Annotated in this window: 18 protein-coding genes; 14 read left to right on the plus strand and 4 right to left on the minus strand. The window is 57.3% G+C overall.

All coding sequences use genetic code 11. The features are described 5' to 3' along the window. Position 1: 1 nt before the first annotated feature. From ACR0D6_RS09710 to ACR0D6_RS09730, 5 genes are all read left to right on the plus strand, one after another. Positions 2-1,102, plus strand: a complete 1,101-nt coding sequence (locus tag ACR0D6_RS09710; RefSeq protein ID WP_480765357.1) for an FAD-binding protein — start codon at positions 2-4, stop codon at positions 1,100-1,102. 4 nt (positions 1,103-1,106) lie between these two features. Further along, complete coding sequence (gene glcF / locus ACR0D6_RS09715) at positions 1,107-2,438, plus strand: glycolate oxidase subunit GlcF (RefSeq protein ID WP_480765358.1); 1,332 nt, start codon at positions 1,107-1,109, stop codon at positions 2,436-2,438. Positions 2,439-2,546: 108 nt separating this feature from the next. Then, on the plus strand, positions 2,547-3,356 hold the full coding sequence (locus tag ACR0D6_RS09720; RefSeq protein ID WP_480765359.1) for a trypsin-like serine peptidase: 810 nt from the start codon (positions 2,547-2,549) through the stop codon (positions 3,354-3,356). Continuing rightward, on the plus strand, positions 3,353-4,171 hold the full coding sequence (locus tag ACR0D6_RS09725; protein WP_480765360.1) for a trypsin-like serine peptidase: 819 nt from the start codon (positions 3,353-3,355) through the stop codon (positions 4,169-4,171). The genes ACR0D6_RS09720 and ACR0D6_RS09725 overlap by 4 nt, the downstream gene beginning before the upstream one ends. A 127-nt stretch (positions 4,172-4,298) precedes the next feature. Then, positions 4,299-4,766 carry an Hsp20 family protein gene (locus ACR0D6_RS09730; protein WP_170653729.1) on the plus strand — a complete coding sequence of 156 codons (468 nt, stop codon included), beginning with the start codon at positions 4,299-4,301 and terminating at the stop codon, positions 4,764-4,766. Positions 4,767-4,877: 111 nt separating this feature from the next. Here the strand turns inward: ACR0D6_RS09730 and ACR0D6_RS09735 are convergent, their stop codons facing one another. Then, positions 4,878-6,017, minus strand: coding sequence for an aromatic ring-hydroxylating oxygenase subunit alpha (locus ACR0D6_RS09735; RefSeq protein WP_480765361.1), 1,140 nt, complete (start codon positions 6,015-6,017; stop codon positions 4,878-4,880). A 106-nt stretch (positions 6,018-6,123) separates the two neighbouring features. On the opposite strand from ACR0D6_RS09735, the gene ACR0D6_RS09740 reads away from it, so the two are divergent. Next, the gene (locus tag ACR0D6_RS09740) at positions 6,124-6,729 is read left to right on the plus strand and encodes a TetR/AcrR family transcriptional regulator (protein WP_480765362.1); all 606 of its coding nucleotides are present in this window, start codon (positions 6,124-6,126) and stop codon (positions 6,727-6,729) included. 40 nt (positions 6,730-6,769) lie between these two features. Here the strand turns inward: ACR0D6_RS09740 and ACR0D6_RS09745 are convergent, their stop codons facing one another. Continuing rightward, positions 6,770-8,245: an NAD-dependent succinate-semialdehyde dehydrogenase gene (locus tag ACR0D6_RS09745; RefSeq protein WP_170653735.1), complete on the minus strand. Its 1,476-nt coding sequence runs from the start codon at positions 8,243-8,245 to the stop codon at positions 6,770-6,772. 283 nt (positions 8,246-8,528) lie between these two features. On the opposite strand from ACR0D6_RS09745, the gene ACR0D6_RS09750 reads away from it, so the two are divergent. From ACR0D6_RS09750 to ACR0D6_RS09785, 8 genes are all read left to right on the plus strand, one after another. Beyond that, positions 8,529-9,608 carry a hypothetical protein gene (locus ACR0D6_RS09750; protein ID WP_480765363.1) on the plus strand — a complete coding sequence of 360 codons (1,080 nt, stop codon included), beginning with the start codon at positions 8,529-8,531 and terminating at the stop codon, positions 9,606-9,608. A 98-nt stretch (positions 9,609-9,706) separates the two neighbouring features. Next, positions 9,707-10,030, plus strand: coding sequence for a hypothetical protein (locus ACR0D6_RS09755; RefSeq protein ID WP_480765364.1), 324 nt, complete (start codon positions 9,707-9,709; stop codon positions 10,028-10,030). Continuing rightward, positions 10,023-11,141, plus strand: coding sequence for a hypothetical protein (locus ACR0D6_RS09760; protein WP_480765365.1), 1,119 nt, complete (start codon positions 10,023-10,025; stop codon positions 11,139-11,141). Before ACR0D6_RS09755 ends, ACR0D6_RS09760 begins: the two co-directional genes overlap by 8 nt. Positions 11,142-11,227: 86 nt before the next feature. Beyond that, on the plus strand, positions 11,228-13,159 hold the full coding sequence (locus tag ACR0D6_RS09765) for an AAA family ATPase (protein WP_480765366.1): 1,932 nt from the start codon (positions 11,228-11,230) through the stop codon (positions 13,157-13,159). Further along, a complete protein-coding gene (locus ACR0D6_RS09770; RefSeq protein WP_480765367.1) occupies positions 13,156-13,491 on the plus strand; it encodes a hypothetical protein in 336 nt (111 codons plus the stop codon). The genes ACR0D6_RS09765 and ACR0D6_RS09770 overlap by 4 nt, the downstream gene beginning before the upstream one ends. A 148-nt stretch (positions 13,492-13,639) precedes the next feature. Next, a complete protein-coding gene (locus tag ACR0D6_RS09775) occupies positions 13,640-14,977 on the plus strand; it encodes a DUF6638 family protein (RefSeq protein WP_480765368.1) in 1,338 nt (445 codons plus the stop codon). Then, a complete protein-coding gene (locus ACR0D6_RS09780) occupies positions 14,978-15,244 on the plus strand; it encodes a hypothetical protein (RefSeq protein ID WP_480450753.1) in 267 nt (88 codons plus the stop codon). An 11-nt stretch (positions 15,245-15,255) separates the two neighbouring features. Beyond that, on the plus strand, positions 15,256-15,900 hold the full coding sequence (locus ACR0D6_RS09785; RefSeq protein ID WP_170653749.1) for a DUF1523 family protein: 645 nt from the start codon (positions 15,256-15,258) through the stop codon (positions 15,898-15,900). Positions 15,901-15,927: 27 nt separating this feature from the next. On the opposite strand, the gene ACR0D6_RS09790 is transcribed toward ACR0D6_RS09785, so the two are convergent. Further along, a complete protein-coding gene (locus tag ACR0D6_RS09790) occupies positions 15,928-17,025 on the minus strand; it encodes a flagellar basal body P-ring protein FlgI (RefSeq protein ID WP_170653751.1) in 1,098 nt (365 codons plus the stop codon). Continuing rightward, positions 17,022-18,029 carry a flagellin gene (locus ACR0D6_RS09795; RefSeq protein WP_480765369.1) on the minus strand — a complete coding sequence of 336 codons (1,008 nt, stop codon included), beginning with the start codon at positions 18,027-18,029 and terminating at the stop codon, positions 17,022-17,024. The genes ACR0D6_RS09790 and ACR0D6_RS09795 overlap by 4 nt, the downstream gene beginning before the upstream one ends. Positions 18,030-18,031: the final 2 nt, after the last annotated feature.

The raw sequence follows: 18,031 nt of genomic DNA on the forward strand, positions 1-18,031 counted from the left end.
CATGAGACCTGAAACAGAGGCTGAGCTGGCCGAATGTGTGGCCGCATTGAATGGGCCAGTGAGAATTGCGGGGGGTGGTACACGCGGTGTTGCCGGCCCCGAACCGGTGTTATGCGCGTCAGGCTTGCAGGGCGTCACGCTTTATGAGCCGGGTGCACTGACACTTGTTGCAAAGGCTGGGACACCTGTAGCTGAAATCAAGCGCGTATTGGACGCCGAAGGGCAACGGCTGCCGTTTGAACCGATGGATCATCGCGGACTGCTGGGAACGGTCGGTGAACCGACAATCGGTGGTGTGGTTGCCGCCAACGTGTCGGGTCCGCGCCGGGTTCAGGCAGGCGCCTGTCGCGACTTTCTGTTGGGGGTGCGATACGTTGATGGGCGTGGGCAGGTCATCCGAAATGGTGGCCGGGTGATGAAGAATGTCACCGGTTACGATCTGGCCAGACTTTTGGCCGGTTCTTGGGGTACATTGGGGGTCTTGACCGAAGTTTCCCTGAAGGTCCTGCCTAAAGCCCAGACCGAAGCAACGCTGGCGGTGCCGGTCCCCGACACCAAAGACGCAATCAAGGTCATGACCGCTGGGCTGACCTCACCTTTTGAGGTCAGCGGTGCTGCATACGACCCTCAGAAAGGGCAAACCCTGTTGCGCGTCGAAGGATTTGCGGACTCGGTAACATATCGTACCGCCAGACTACGGGACATTCTGGACACCTTTGGCGCAGTCGATGCTGTGGACGAGTCAGGACCGGTCTGGGCGGATATTCGGGATGTTCAGCCATTCCACGATAGGCAAGGCGATGTTTGGCGCTTGTCGGTCAAACCAACCGAGGCTGCGGCGATTGCCAGCCGGGCCGATGCCGACGGTCTGCTCTACGACTGGGGCGGTGGCCTGATCTGGGTGCTGGTGCCCGAGGGGACGGATTTGCGGGGGCGTCTTGGGGCTTTTGACGGGCATGCCACCCTGATCCGGGCCAATGACGAGATTTTCAAAACTTTGGGAAGGTTTCAGCCCGAGCCGGTCGCGGTTGCGGCCCTGACCAGTGGTTTGCGCGAAAAGTTTGACCCACGTGGGATCTTTAATCCGGGGCTGATGGGGTAGGCCGATGCAGACGACGTTTACCGAAGAGCAACTGAAAGACCCGGCCATCCAGCGGTCCAACGAGATTTTGCGGAATTGCGTTCATTGCGGTTTCTGCACGGCGACCTGCCCGACCTATCAGGTTCTGGGGGATGAACTGGACAGCCCCCGTGGGCGTATCTACCTGATCAAGGACATGCTGGAGAATGAGCGGGTGCCGGATGAAAAGACGGTCAGGCACATCGACCGCTGTCTGTCCTGTTTGGCCTGCATGACCACCTGTCCGTCCGGCGTGCATTACATGCATCTGGTCGACCACGCGCGCGAGTACATTGAAGCCAATTACAAGCGTCCGTTTTCGGACCGTATGTTGCGCTGGGTGCTGGCCAGAGTTCTGCCATATCCGATGCGGTTTCGCTGGGCCTTGTTGGGGGCGAAAATCGGCCGGCCGTTCCGCTTTCTGATGCCGGATGCGCGATTGCGCGCGATGCTAGACATGGCTCCAAAGCGTATCCCGCCCGTCAGCCGGAATGATGACCCGCAAACATTTCCGCCTACCGTTCCACGTATCAGGCGCGTGGCTTTGATGACCGGATGCGCGCAAAAGGCGCTGAATACGGATATCAACGATGCCACGTTACGGTTGCTGACCCGGCTGGGATGCGAAGTTGTCATCGCTGAAGGTGCCGGGTGCTGTGGGGCGTTAACCCATCACATGGGACAGACAGACGCCAGCCACGCGGCGGCGGCTAACAACATTCGCGCTTGGGTGAGGGAAATGGACCGGGACGGATTGGATGCCATCGTCATCAATACGTCGGGCTGCGGGACAACCGTAAAAGATTACGGCCATATGTTCCGCGAAGATATCTTGGCTTCAGATGCCAAACGTGTTGCCGATATCGCGATGGATGTCAGTGAATTGCTGAAGCATCTGGATATTCCCGAAGGTCCGGCAAAGGGACTGAAAGTTGCCTATCACGCCGCCTGTTCACTGCAACACGGGCAAAAGATCAAGGCAGCGCCGAAGGACCTTCTGAAACGGGTTGGCTTTTCAGTTGTGGAACCTGCTGACAGTCACCTGTGTTGCGGCAGCGCAGGAACTTACAACCTGATGCAGCCCGAGATATCCGCAAAGCTCAAGACGCGTAAAGTTCGGACGCTGGAGGCAAAAACACCTGATGTCATCGCTGCTGGCAATATTGGCTGCATGATGCAGATCGGGTCTGGCACAGATATACCGATTGTACACACCGTCGAATTGCTGGACTGGGCAACCGGTGGGCCTGTTCCTCCGGCCCTGACGGGTGCAGAGGCCGGTATTCCTGTCCTTAAGCCGCGGGAACTGTCGGACTGATGCAGCAGGGCACCAGTGATGAGTTGAAAGCCTTAATCCGGGTCTGCCCTATTTTCGCCGCAGCGCCTTCGTAAGAAACTCTGTCGGGAGCGGTCGTCGGAGGCATTCTTGCGCGGGACTATCAAGGCCATCTTGCTGTGCCTAACGCCAATGGCGGTCATGGCGCAGGATACAGGGCTGAAAAGCCTTGAAACGACCGAGGCTGGGCGGGACTGGATGGCCGTTGGACGTCTGGACATCGACGGAACCGGATTTTGCACCGGTGCATTGATTTCACCAACTCTGGTGCTGACGGCCGCGCATTGTCTGTTTGACAAAACGACCCGCCAGCGCATCGACCCGACAAGTATCGAATTTCTGGCAGGCTGGCGGCGCGGCAGTGCGTCTGCATATCGGGCGGCGCGCCAGGCCGTTGTTCACCCGAATTATCGCTATGATGAAAAGGCCTCGGCTGATCGGGTGCGCCACGATGTGGCCCTGATCGAATTGTGGCAGCCGATCCGCAACACAACCGTCACCCCTTTTGAAACCGGGTACCGTCCGATCCGGGGTGAAGACGTGGGTGTGGTGTCCTATGCCCACAATCGGGCCGAGGCCCCGTCTTTGCAGGAAGTTTGTTCCGTCATTGCGCGGCAGTCGGGAATTTTGGTGATGTCCTGCGATATCGACTTCGGGTCATCCGGCGCGCCGGTCTTCTCATTCGAGGATGAACAACCGCGCATCGTGTCCGTCGTGTCGGCCAAGGCCGAGCTTGAGGGAAAGCATGTGGCGCTGGGCGCGGCGTTGGAGGAATCGCTTGAGCTGCTACAGGCGGAAATTTCCGCCGGGCGCGGTTTTGGGTCATCCGAATCCGGCGTCAACCGGATTACCGTCGGCGGCGCACGAAAAAACATAGGGGCGAGGTTCGTCAAACCATGATCCGTCTGCCTCTTTTGGGTACGCTGCTTGCTCTTTTGTTTGCGACCGTTGCCGATGCCCAGAACAGCGGCATACGGCGGCTGACCGACCGGGACGATCTTTACGGCTGGGAAGCGGTCGGGCGGCTTGACATTGCCCAAACGGGGTTCTGCACGGGAACGTTGATCGCGCCCGATCTGGTTCTGACCGCAGCCCACTGTGCCTTAGATAAGCGGACCGGGCGGCCATACCCTGCGGGCCATGTCACGTTCCGGGCCGGGCTGAGCGACGGGAAATCCTTGGCGGACCGTAAGGTTATTCAGATCGCCGCACATCCGGATTTTGTAGCTAACGCGCCGGTTTCAGCGGACAGGGTCAGGATCGACGTCGCCCTTATGCGGCTGGATCAGCCGATCCCCTATTCGGTAGCCGACCCGTTTGCCCTGCATAGTGGCAGGGTTTCCAACGCCGAGGTCAGCCTCGCATCCTATGGTCGCGGCCGGGAAGAGGCGATATCGCGACAACGTTCCTGCAGCATCCTGTGGCGGGAACGCGGGCTGATGTCGTTTGATTGCAACGTGACCTTTGGGTCGTCGGGATCGGCGATTCTGGCAAGGTCCGGGCCGCGCTGGCAAATCCTGTCGGTGGTTTCAGCCGGTGGTAATGACGGCAACAGGGCCGTTGGATATGGCATGGAGCTGTCCAGTATCGTGTCTGACCTCAAAGCCATTTTGCGCCGCGACGCCCCGCAGCCAAAGGCCACGATCCGCCGGTTGCAGGTCGGTACGGACAAATCCAGTTCAGGTGCGAAATTCATCAGTTCTGGCGGGTCTTGAACTCATCTTCTTTGCTACCCATGTGAACTGTATCGGATCGCCGCTGATGGGGTCCGGTATCATTCACCGCCCGTCCGTATCGGAGGGCATATATCGTAAATCGCTCTGAACATGAGGATAACGACACATGCGTAGTTTTGACTTTGCACCCCTTCACCGCGCCACGGTTGGTTTCGACCAGATTGCCGACATGATGGACCGCGTTCTGACCAATGATGTATCTCAGCCCAGCTATCCGCCGTACAACATCGAAAAAACCGACGTCGACGCTTATCGGATTTCGATCGCCGTTGCCGGTTTCTCCGAAGCGGATCTGACGGTTGAGGTGAAAGAAAACTCTCTTGTCGTCGCGGGCAAGAAAGCCACCGAAGACAAGGACCGCTCCTATCTGCATCGCGGCATAGCCACCCGTGCGTTCGAGCGTCGCTTTGCACTGGCCGATCATGTTCGCGTCACCGGCGCAAGCCATGAAAATGGCATGCTGCACATCGATCTGAAACGAGAAGTGCCCGAAGCGCTGAAACCGCGCCGGATCGAGATTACTTCGGCCAAGGCCATCGAAAAAGATGTGGTCGATGCCAAGGCTGTGAACTGAGGTTTGCCCGGGGCTGTGACAAGACAGCTCCGAAAGACCCAGCTGCGATAATCTTTCCCTCCCTCGGTTATCGCAACGCCCCGCGTTCCTCCAGACGCGGGGCGAAGTCCGTCAGGACTTTGCCAGCGCTTGTTCGACGGTTTGGGCAAAACTGTCCAATGCACCTTCGTAGCGGCCAAAGGTCAGATGCGTGTTCGCGCCCGAGGCGAGGCCCGCCTGAATCCCTTCGCCAATCGCAAAATCCTCTGCAAGCGTGATGCGGGTGATCTTTTGGTTTTGCGCCCAGTGCGTATCAAGATCCGGCCCGGCATCTGCGGGAACGACAGTGCTGATGCGCAGCTTTGATCGACCGGCGGATAGGGGTTCCAGATTGATCCATGCGATATGGTCCTGCTGCACCAACAGCTGATTTGCCGGAAAGACCGTGTACAGAAGGTTGGTGTGCTTGCGGATATCCCATTGGTCTTTGGGCACATCGCGCAGGTCAGGCATGGTAGCGCGTGGCAGAACTGATCGCATGTGCTGTCCGAACATCTGATAGCTTGACAGATTGTCCTGAAAATACGGCCCGATGGTATCGGCATGCGCGACCTTGAAGTGATAGGCCTCGATCCCGCCTTCTACCAGTATCTTCCAGTTGGTATTCGATGTGATTTCGTCGGATTGAGCGACGCGCATGTTCTCCATGTTCAGCCACGCCAGATCAGGGGCGATTTCTGCTACGAAACCGTCAAAGTCGAATTCTCCGTCGACCTGCGGCAAAACCCAGATCCAGCCGAAACGCTCCCACGCCGGTAGCCGCTTCAGTCCCATCTTCGTCTTGTCGATATCCGGAAAGCCCTGCCGACCATGGGGGATACCGCGCAATTGGCCGGAATTCGTGAATGTCCATGCATGGTAGGGGCAGGAAAACAGGTGTTTGCACCCGCTTTTTTCTTCGACCAGTCGTGCGCCACGGTGTCGGCAGACGTTGAGAAACGCGTGAACTTCGCCGTCTTTGTCGCGGGTCAGCAGCCCAGCCAGGCCGGCAATTTCCCTTCGCATAAAAGATCCCGGTTCTGGCAACTCGCTGGAATGAATCACGATCTGGGGATGGGCGCGAAATACAGCCTGCATCTCGCGTTGGAAGTGCGCCTCGTCCAGATAATGAGCGACGTCCGATGTTGTAACAGTTTCGTCCAGATAGGCTGTTTGGCTGGCGTCCAGATCCAGCAGCTCGCTGATTAGCGCCAGTTCGGTTTCCCGTTGCATATTGCGTCTCCACCTGCTGCGTGCTTACCGATTGGTAAGTAACTTGCTTACCAATCGGTAAGCTGTCAAGACTTGCTGTGTGCCCGAACAAATCCCGGAGCGGTAAATGGCCCAGACCCAGGATCAGATCATCACCGTCGCAACGCGACTTTTTGCAGAGCGGGGGTTTTACGGTGTGAGCCTCGCCAATATCGCAGATGACCTGAGCCTGACCAAACAGGCGCTGATCCATCACTTCGGAACCAAAGAGAAACTGTACGGCGCGGTGCTGCAGCGGATATCGGAACGTTTCATGAAGTCAGTGCAACGGGCGGGTGACACTGCAGGAGCGCCCGAAGATCGCCTGAGAACCTTCTTTGACAGATTTTTGGCCCACGCGCTGGCTCATCCCGGCGACACCCGCCTGATTTTGCGGGAACTTCTGGATAACAGGCATAGGGCGGAACAGGTTGAAAAATGGTACCTGAAACCGTTCCTTGAGGTGCTGATTTCAGATGTTCGGGAAACGCGGAAATGGGCTGACGCACCTGATGCACAGGCGTTGGCGGTCGCCTATCAGTTCTTTGGATCAATCAGCTATTTTGCGGTTTCGCAACCGACACTTTCCAGCATGTTCAGCGAAGAATTTTATCTGCAGCTGAAAGAACATTATGTCCGCGAATTCACCAAAGTCCTGTGTCTGACCTTTGAAAATCCGGCTGATAGTAACTGAAGTAGTGCCGCCGCTGTAAAAGAACGGCGGCACCAGCTGATCAGACAGACATGCAGACGTATTTCATCTCAAGATAGTCTTCCATGCCATGATGGCTGCCTTCGCGGCCAAGTCCGGATTGTTTGACCCCACCAAACGGGCCCAGCTCGGTCGAGATGATTCCTGTATTCACGCCAACAATGCCGTATTCAAGCGCTTCGGCCACCTTGTAAACGCGACTCAGGTCCTTGGCATAGAAATACGAGGCCAGACCAAAGATCGTATCATTGGCCATTGCGATCACGTCATCTTCATCCTCGAACTTGAAAAGCGGGGCGAGCGGACCAAAGGTTTCATCCTGTGCGACCATCATGTCCTGGGTTACGCCTGTCACGATCGTCGGCTGGAAGAAGGTGCCGCCCAAGTCATGCGGCAGACCGCCGGTCAGAATGGCACCGCCCTTAGATGTAACGTCCTCGATATGTTCCTGCACCTTGGCAACCGCTTCGTCATTGATCAGCGGGCCTGTGGTGGTGCCTTCGGCCAGACCGTCGCCGATTTTCAGCGCTTCGACGGCAGCCTTCAGCTTGGCGGCAAATGCGTCATAGACACCGGCCTGTACATAGATCCGGTTGGCGCAGACGCAGGTCTGGCCGTTGTTGCGGAACTTGCACAGCATCGCGCCTTCGACAGCTGCATCCAGATCGGCGTCGTCGAATACGATGAACGGCGCGTTGCCGCCCAGCTCCATCGAGCATTTCATGACCTGATCGGCAGCCTGTTTCAACAGAATGCGTCCCACCTCGGTCGAACCGGTAAAGGTCAGCTTGCGCACGCCGGGATTTTCGCAGAATTCCTTACCGATCTCGCTGGCGCGGGACGAGGGCACCACGTTGAACACACCCGCCGGGACGCCAGCCTCATGCGCCAGAACGGCCATCACCAACGCCGACAGGGGCGTTTCCTTGGCCGGGCGAGCGACAAATGCACAGCCGGCAGCCAGTGCCGGAGCCGCCTTGCGGGTGATCATCGCATTGGGGAAGTTCCAAGGGGTGATCGAGGCCGCAACCCCAATCGGCTGTTTCAGCACCATGATCCGCTTGTCGCGCTGGTGGCCGGGGATGGTTTCGCCATAGACGCGTTTGGCCTCTTCACCGAAGAATTCGATGAACGAGGCGCCGTAACCAATCTCACCCACGGCTTCGGCCAATGGCTTGCCCTGCTCAGCAGTCAGGATCTTGCCCAGATCCTCGGCGTTTTCCATCATCAGGTCGTACCAGCGGCGCAGGATCGCCGCGCGTTCCTTGCCGGTCAGTTTGGCCCATTCTTTTTGCGCCGCCTCAGCCTGTGCAATCGCACCCGCAACCTGCGCGCGGCTGACATCGGCCACTTCGGCCACCACATCGCCACGTGCGGGGTTGGTTACCTCGAATGTGCCATTGTCGCCATCCACCCACTGGCCGCCAATATAGGCCTTGGTTGCCAACAGGTCGGGGTTTTTCAGGATCGATTTCAGATCGGTTGTTGCGTCCAGCATGATAAGCCTCCGGCGGAAATTGGATTGCGCGCACCCAAGCAGGTGGCGACGCAATTGTCTATGGCCACTCTGGATGTGGAATCACTCCAGATTTGATCAAAATACTATTAACATGTTAAGTTAATCAAGTGCTCAAACTTAAACACTCGTCAACATGAGATCCCGTCTATCTTTTTGTCGATGAGTTTGCCAATCTTCGCGGGAATTGTAGGCCCGAGGGGATGTAAATGACCGTAACATTCCCTATCTTATTGGGTAAATAAAGAAAATAGGGATAGAAAAGATGGCGAACCAGCAATTTGACGCGTTGATTCAGGAAACTCAGGCCAAAGTGCGTGAGAGTCAGTCGCAGATCGAAGGGCTGACCTCGCGGATCGAAGCGGCGCGTGCCAAGATCGGTACCGCCGAGGCGGATATCGACATCGAAAACGCCACGCTCGAGGATGTGCATGCCCATACCGAGGTGATGAACGCCAATATCGCCGAGCTGATCATGGGTCTGGACGACGTCACCAACGCCTTTTCCAAGGATTTCGACGAGATGCGTTCGAAAACTGGATGGGAATCGTTCGTCGGTATCTTTTCCAAGGGCAAGTCCGAGTCGCTGCGGCAAGAACGGATGCGCACGGCCAATATCGACGACAAGCTGCAGGATCTGATCGCCAAATCGGACGTGATCGTGAAGCTATTGGAGGGTCAATTGTCCGTTCTGGAAGAGCAGCGCGTGAAGGTTGAGGACAACCTGACCGTCACGCTGGACGACCGCGAAGCAACCGTGGCCGAGCTGGAGGCGCTGCGCACCGAGATTCAGGGCATGGACCCGGCAATCATCACGCTGGAAAACAAGATCAGCGTCGAACAGGATGCCGCCGCGCGGACGCAGCTGGAAACCGAACTGGCCGAGCTGAACAAGCAGTACAACGCCAAGGTTCAGGAAGAGCAGGTCAAGCTGGCCAAATCGCAGACGCTTGAGCGCTATATCGAAAAGGGCAAGACCTGGGTCGATTCACTGCAGAACCAGGCGGCGACGCAGATGGTGCTGATCAACAAGCTGCAGACAGACACCCAGCAGCGTGTGGTCCTGTATGACGCCCTGTCCAAATCGCTGAAAACGGCGCAGCAGCAGGACGTTGCGCACCGCATCAACGAAATCGGCGTGCAGACGGACCAAGAGGCGCAGACCGCGATGGCCGCCATCGGCACCGCCACCAACCAAAAGATGGCCGACATGCTTGAGGCACACGAGGACCACATGGTCTTTGCCCGCGATGTGCTGGAGAAAAAGGCCAAGGCGGACGAACGCTTTAACCGCCGGTTCGCGTCGATTGTCCAGAAGCATGATAAGAATTTGTATGGGGGTTGAGCTAGTTGCGCTACTCAACACGTGATGTCCTGAACACTATTCCCTTGTTGTTGCTAACCGCATTTTTAATAACGTTTGTCTTGGGTTTGACCTCGGGAATGCCAAATCTGAGTGCTTTTGCGGTTTGGGCCATGGTCGCACTTTCTTTGTATATGTCGATCTTCTTAAACCCGAAAATGGAAGGCTTTGTAGATCCTGATCGCCGATTGAGCTTTATGGAAGCAATCCAATCAAGGCGTTTTTGGCGTATGTTCCTGAAAAAATATGCATGGTTGTTTATTGTCATGATGTGGGGGATGTCGAACTTTATTGATTGGGGGCTTACGGTTACTGCCGCAATTGGCCTTTACCTGTTCGCATTCCATCGACAGATAGAAGACTGCAGAATGCGACTAGAACGCCTAGACATTCCCAATGACTAACCCCACCCAAGACCATGTCGGCCTGACCGACACCTTCGCCTCGCGCCGCTATTTCCGCAAATTCGAGGTGATCACCGTCCACCTGCTGCGCGTGGCCGCGACGATGGAGGCTGAGGGCGCGATCTCGAAACAAGAGGTGCGGATCATTTCGCGTTACCTCTCGGGGCTGCTCTACACCTTCCGCGCGCTCAGCATGAAATACCTGCTGGTTGGGCGCGATACGGGACGGTTTTTTGGTAGCCTCGCCATGGACAAGCGCGACAGCGGGTTTCCGGTAGCGGCTGAGCTGCTGACCATGGCTAATGACGCGCAGCAGGCGCAGGTACATCTGGCGAACATGCCCTCGGAAGACGACCTGAAAACCGACATGGTTCGCACCATAATCGGTGATCAGGAAATCCCCACCAAACTGCAATTCGCGCTGTCCCAAAGGCTCTATTACGAGGAATTGCTGAAAGGTCAGCTGTTCTGGTCCCGCAACGATCCCGAATGCCACTGGATCGGGAACGACGGCGAGCGGCGCAAATTCCTGATCCATTGGGCGGTTTATGACAGCCAGATCAACCTGCCCGTGATTTATCTGATGCAGCTTGAGGACAGCGGAAAAACTGCGTTGCCCAAGGATCAGCGCCGCTGGCCCGAGGTGCAGGCGCATCTGATGGCGCAAGCGCTGGGTGGGTTGAAGCTGGTGACCATCGCCAAAGGTTTCGATCAGGATTTCGACGACCTGCACCCCAAACACCTGCGCCGCATTCACGTAGGGCCGATGTATTCCTCGGCCTATACAGAGCAATCCGGTCCTTTGCGGCAGGTGCTGGAAGATGCGCAGGCACCCGAAGGGCAGGACTGGGCGCTGGCCTGGACCACTGAGGAGCTGGAAAGCGAAGAGGTGATCGAAGAACGCGCCGGGTGGTTTTCCACTGTCGAGCGTGAGGTATTTGCCCTTGACCCCTTCGGCGGGCAGGGGGCCGAAACCGGGGCCACGCGCACGCAGCGGTCGATCATCCTGCCGCAGCGCCCGTTTCAGGTTCTGGCAGAACGCAACCCGCCGGGTTTTGCCGATGTGAATAAGTTCGTCGTCAGCAAGACGGGGCAGGTGTTGCGATATTGAAATTTTCGCCCCTTTCGGACCCTGGAAGGGTCCTGCCGGGCAGCGGGACGACCGTATTTTGAACGAGAATAAGCAGGGTTGAGCAAATGAGTTTGACGTCAGATCAGATGGAACTGCGCGAGGCGGATATTCGCAAGCATTATCCGGCGGCGACCGCTTTGCTGAACGGGTTCGAACATGCGCCCCGAATTGCCAAGGCTGTTGAGGTGTCGACCACGCGGTCTCCGGGGGTATCGACCGGGCGGCGGTTTCGGTCCACCACGCCGGGTCTGGTGACCCGACGCACAGTGCGCGCCGACGGGGTGCATCTGGTCGAGCGGATTGAGGCGTCTGATGATGGCGATACGCTGGTCTCTCCTCCGCAGGCGACTGTGCAGCAGGCGATCCGGCGCGCGATTGCAATCGCTTTGGCCGTGGCCGAGGCCTATGCGGAACAGACGCCGCTGGCCGATCTGAAACGCGCGAACCTCGCCGGGGATTTGCCAGCCGCCCGTAAGACGGAGTTCTCGGAACTGTTGACGGCTGAGGCTCTGATCACTTCCCATACGTTCGGCAACGCGCTGGCCTATTTGATGTCCTCTCATCTGGGTGAAACCACGGTTGATATTGGCGAGATCGAAGAGGTTCTGACCGATAACGGCCAACTCGCACTGCACGGCGCGCTGTGGGAACTGGACCAAACGCTTGCCAAACACGCCCCCGATGATGCCCACCTTATCGCGGCTGCCAGCGCCTATGCCGAGCAACTTTTGGAAAAGGCCGCTCTGCGCGCCCAGTCCGCTGGCCATTTGGCCCCATTCCAGAACGCCGCTTGGCATATCGAGGCGGATGATCTGACGATCCGGGGGTTCGAACCGGCCTCCAAGGCCAAATCCACCACTCTGACCATGACGTTTAAGAAACCGAACGAGGTGGTGGGCAACCATATCGCCAAGTATCAGGCGATGAAGCTAGCCAAGATGCTGATGGCCTATGACTTCGACCGCCGCCTGAACCCGTTTGCCGAGCTTGGCGGGTTCATCTTTACCTTCATGGGTGACGGCAAACCGGGCACCGGCAAGACCACTCTGATCCAGATGATGGCCGGGCTGATCAACGACTATTGCCAGAACGCGGGCTATCCGTTCCGCTACCAGAACCTGAGCACCGACAATATCGACAGCTATCAGGGTAAATCCGGCCAGAACGCAAAGGCCTTTATCAACACGATCATCGACCCCTCGGTTATCGGTTTCGGCACCATCGACGATATTGACCAACTGGCGGGTAAACGCGGCGACCGACAGTCCTCGGCCGGGCAGCTGGAAATCACCGCCGTGCTGATGGAGAGTTTCGCGGGCGCCAACACCGTCGTTCGCGGCAACTGCACCTTTGGCATGTTCTCGAACTACCCCGAGAATGTGGACGACGCCCTGCGTCAGCGGGCAGGGGCGCGGTTCCTGGTGGATGGACCGCAAACGCGTGAGGATTACATCGACATCCTGCACCTGCTGATGGGCCGCAACCACGACATCCCGCTGGGCGAACACGAAGCCTATGCCGCGCAGGAGATTAAAAAGGCCGTCGCCGCCAGCTTCGAAAGCCACGCCCACCCGCATGAGGACGCTTTGCTGCAGGTCTATGACCGCGTTTCAGGCGATATCGGCCAGATGGACACGATCGCCAAACTGGGCACTTACCTCAAGGCGATCCAGCAGGCGGATGAGCGGTTTACTGGCCGTGCGATCAAGAACATCACCGACGCGGTCAAGGTCCGCGCGATGGATTTCGAACTGCCCGACGAGTGGATGGAAAACCCCGACTTGTTCCTGTTCCGCGACTACGACACCAAGAAGGCGATGATCGAGGACCTGCGCCAGCCGATTACCGTGGAAATGGTGATGCAAGAGATCAACCGCTATGCCGACAGCGAATTCCGCTATGCTGACAAGAGCGACGAAGTCGCCATCGAGAATGCGGTCCGCGAGATGGGCCGGATGGAAGAGGCCAAGCGGCGGTATCTGGAGGGGAAGGGGTGAAATTTGTTCTGATTTCAATTTGCCTTCCATTGTTTTTGAGCCTCGCGATTTCAGTGCTCATCGGTCGGCTTGCGTTTCGCACAGCCCGGGCGACAAAAGAAAACGGCAAGGAGTGGATTCTACCCTTCTACGGTTACACTGCGGTAGCAGCTTTGATCGCGCTCATCGTCAGTTACACTTTGACAGAAACTTTTATCGATCAGTTTGCAAGAGAGGGCGAAGAGGCAAATATTGCGCACGCTTTGGCTTATGTTCATCAGCAATTAGTGCTGTTTGCAGTGCCCATGGGCTCTGCAATTGTGTTTGCATTTGTTAAAGGCAGGAGAGCATGAAATTTGAATTGGCGGAAACCAGGTCTTTAGTCGCAAGCATTATCGCGGCGAAGCCGCGACGCGCCCGACCCGCCCCCCAGGGCGGGCGCGTTCCGCACCCACCCTCGGGCCGGGCGCATCGCTACCGTTGTGCGAAAAGGCAAATGTCATGATCCGCCTCATCGAAAAAGGCCTGATGTTTGGCAACCTCGTCCACATCTCCAGCCCGGCTCTGGTCGAGCGGTATAACCGCGCGCTGCAGCATCTGGCGGGCAAGACCACGGCGCTGACGGATTTCCATGTCGATATCTCGGGCTATTCGCCGGAAGTGGGGATTGAGTTGGAGGATGAGCTCTACCTCAACCCCAACGGGGTCAACCGGCAGTTCATCCTGCTGACGACCGAGCAGAAACGCGCGCCTTTGCTAAACGTCAAATTCTCGACCTCGCGCGATATCCTGCGCGAATTCATCGAGATGAACGAGGCGCAGCTGTTTGCCCTGACCGCCACCGATGCGGTGGCCGGTGAGCTGGTGAACTCGGTTTTCAAACTCAGCACGCCGCGCGATCTGCTGAACCTGCGCAAGATCGAGATCGAGGCCGATACCGCAGGTGGCACCCTGCGCAAGGCACAGCAACTGGCGGGCATGGTCGAACGCTTCAAGTCAGAAGAGGACGCCTGGTTCGACGATGTGCTGATTGCAAAGATGATCGAAACCGCGAAGGAAACCGGCGACGTGACGCGCAATCCGGTCCGCCTGGGCCATACCGCGTTTGAACAGCGCAACTTCTGGACGGCGCATTTCGGCGGCCTGTACCTGTTCCCGGATATGGATCACCCGGCGGCGATCTGCATGGGTGACAAACCCGACGATCTGCCAATCAAATATGTCTTTGACCCATCACAGCGAAATCAGATCGCAAAGTTTCTGGGCTACAACGATCTGGTTGAACCCATCGTCAAGGCGCGTGGTGTCGATGCCGCTGCGATCTTGCAGCAAAAGATGGACTTTCTGACAATCGACGCTGCGGCGGATGCAGGAGTTGATCTGACGGGGCTGGATCGCGGCGACATGCGGCGGTTGGCCCGCAACCACGCCGATCGTCTGCCCGAGGCTTATCACGGTCTGGCGCAACTGTTGCGCTGGGCCAAGGATGGCGGGCCGTGGCCGCGCATCACTTCGGATCACTCGGCTTATTTCTATACGTTGCGCGCCGCCGATACGCCGGACCGCGATCTGGTGAACATGCTGCTGGCCGAACTTGCGCCTCTGGACCCGCGCCAGATGTTCATCTGCCATAAAGAGCTGTTTTACGGCACTTTCGCCACATGGCCAGACAGCAAGAAAGCCTATGTTGCCGACTTCCTCGCGCGCGAGTATCAGGTGGACAAGGCAGGCGCCCGTGCCGCACTGTTCGGACATGAACCCGACATGAGCGGTGAGGACCTGATAAGCGAAACGATGATTTCGCGTGTCGGGCCGTGGGGTGCCGTTAGGAGTAACTGAATGTTCGTCGCACTGCGATTTCTTATCCCTCTGCTGATCGTACTGACGATCGTCTATGTCGCGGTGTCGCTCTATTCTCGTTGGGTTCGTCGCGGAAAGCTGATTGCGCATTGGGAGAAGAAGGGCATGACGGGCGATCGGGATGCTTTTGTTGAACGCGGATTGAAGAAATACGACAATTCCTTTCGCCGCAAGCTGATCCTGGGGGTCTACATCGTGCCATTGGGGCTGATCGCGATCCTGATCTATGTCACTAATTTCATGTAAGGTTTCTGCAAATGCGTTACATCAAATGGGCTATCGTCATCCTGTTCTGGGGCACCATTGCATCGGTATTGAACTACACCCTGCCGCAGCACGATATCGTTCGCATTTCGGATACCTATGAGAAGCGGATTGATCCGGGTGAAAACAGTATCTTCTGGTCGGTTCAGGACGTTGGCAGCGATCCGACCACGCCGAACCGCGACGTGTTTTTCATTCAGACGCGAAAGGCCAATGGTAAGGTCATGGTCTATCGGAACGAAGATACTGGCTGGGGCTGGCCACCCTATTTCAAACTGAACTCTTCAAATCTGCAGGCTGAAGCGGCGGATCTGAAATCAACGACTGAGGCACCGCGTTGGGTCGCGGTGCGCCATTATGGATGGCGCAGCGAGTTTCTGTCGATCTTCCCAAACGCCGTGAAACTATGGCAGGTCGAGGATCCCGATGTTCGGATCATCCCCTGGTTCAACATCATTTTCCTGACCATATTTGCCGCAATCGCCTGGGCCATTCATGTCCGCTGGCGCCGTTTTCGGGTGTCGCGCATTGATCCTATGATCGAGAATGTCGAGGATGGCCTGTATGCGGCCGGAGACGCCATCGAGGAACGGCGCGGCAGGCTGCGCAGGTGGCTGGATAGTTGGAAATCGAAGTAACTGTCAGGCGTTTCCTGGTAAACGGCCCTACCTAACGACGAACTCGGCATGTAAGGCACCTGCGGCTTTGATCGTTTTTAGAATGTCGATCATGTCACGAGGTGAAACGCCAAGAGCATTCAACCCGGCCACGACCTCGGACAAGGTCGTGCTTTCGGCCAGTTCCGCTAATCCGGTGCCTTCGTCCTCTTCAATTTCGGCAACGGTTCTGGGAACGACAACGGTTTGCCCGTCAGCAAAGGGGTTGGGTTGTATAGCGATTGGCGCTTCTTCGACACGAAGGGTCAGATTGCCCTGAGAGACCGCAACGCGCGAAATCCTTACATCGTCACCCATAACGATTGTGCCCGACCTCTGGTCGACGACGACGCGGGCCTTGCGCTCGGGCTCGACCAGAATGTTTTCGATCCGGCCAATCGCGTGCGCGGTAGAAAATTCTCTGGTCGCTTCGACGTTCAGCTCGACGGTTCCGGAATCCCGCATGACGGCAACCGCGCGATTGAATTCGCGGTTGATAGCGGTTTCAATGCGGCCCGCCGTCGTAAAATCCGGTTCGCGCAACGCCAATCGCAACTGTGTCAGTGAATCTAGATCAAAGTCGATCTCGCGTTCGACCCGCGCCCCAGCCGGGATCACGCCCGAAGTGGGCACCCCGCGTACGACCGAGGCCGCGTCGCCCTCTGCCACTGCACCACCAGCCAGAACTGTGCCTTGCGCCACCGCATAAATCTGACCGTCCGCCGCATTGAGAGGGGTCATGATCAACGTTCCGCCTAGCAGGCTTTTGGAATCTCCGATGGCCGAGACGGTGATGTCGATCTGGCCTCCGACGCGCGCGAAAGGTGGCAAGCTGGCAGTAACAAGAACGGCGGCCACGTTTTTGGGTCGAAAATCCTCGCCATTCACATTGACCCCCAAACGTTCGAGGATATTCGACATGATCTCTTCGGTGAAAGGTGCATTACGCAATCCGTCACCAGTGCCGTTCAGACCAACAACGAGGCCATATCCGACAAGGTCGTTGCCGCGTACGCCGTCAAAATCCACTAGATCTTTCAGGCGGATTGCCCCGGCGAATGCGAGTTCCGGTAACAGGAAAGCCAGCAGGAAACACAGGACCCTCATCTCAGGAAATTCACCAGAGAAAGGTTCGCATTGCGAACGGTGACAGAGTACAGGCTTTCCAATTGGAACTGAACGGTTTGCAATCGGGCTGCGGTGTCATAGGGGTCGGCGCCAATCAGTTCGTTCCTGGAGATTTCAATGCTGGTCTGAGCCGCCGAGTTATGCGATTGCGCATTCTCGATGCGGGCCTGGGCAGCACCGACTTCGGCGCGTAGGGCTACATTCCTGTCATTTGAATTCGCCAATCGAACGCCGATATCCATGAACAATGCGGTTCGCTGATCCGTACTCAACGGCAGTGCTGAGTCCGTGGCAAGTGCTGCCACTGCCACATCGCGCAGCGCATCGCGAAGTTCCGGATCGTCAGCCCTGATGGCCAGGGTAATATCTTCGGTGTCGGAAATCCGTATCGGAGCGAGGTCAGCGTTCGACCCCTGATAGATTACGGCCTCAAATCCGGTTGGATCATTGAACCAGTTGTCAGCGGCTTGCCGGACATCCGCCGCCGTTGTCAGTCCCGCCAGTTCACTTCGCAACGTATTGAGCAGAGTATCGGCACTGGCCAATGGAGTCTGATCCGTGGCAGTTCCGGAAAACAAGCTGCGCCCACCGACGCGGGTGTTCAGTGCCGAGATCATTGTATCCAGTTCGTTGCGGGCCTGAACGCTTGCGTGTTCGTGGGTTACGGTCTGAGTTGAAGTGCCGAACGCCAGCAGTGATGTGGACAGGGCGGTTACCGAGTCGTCGAATTTTGTCAGGCTGATCTGCATCCCATCGGTCAACAGTTTGGTTTCGGAATTCGCGACGGTATATGCATCCAGGCGGGTCAGACCGCGTTCCAAATCCGCAATGTGCGAATAGTCGCCTTTCAGCCGGGCGGAAATATCCTGCACCCTCCCTGAGGACAACTCGTACGAAAGTGTCTCGATTTCCGTTTTGATTTGATGGCCACGCGCCTGAAGGGTGAGGCCTCGTGCCAGATCGCCAATTGAACTCAATGTCACAT

Source organism: Ruegeria sp. BJ6, assembly GCF_056537885.1.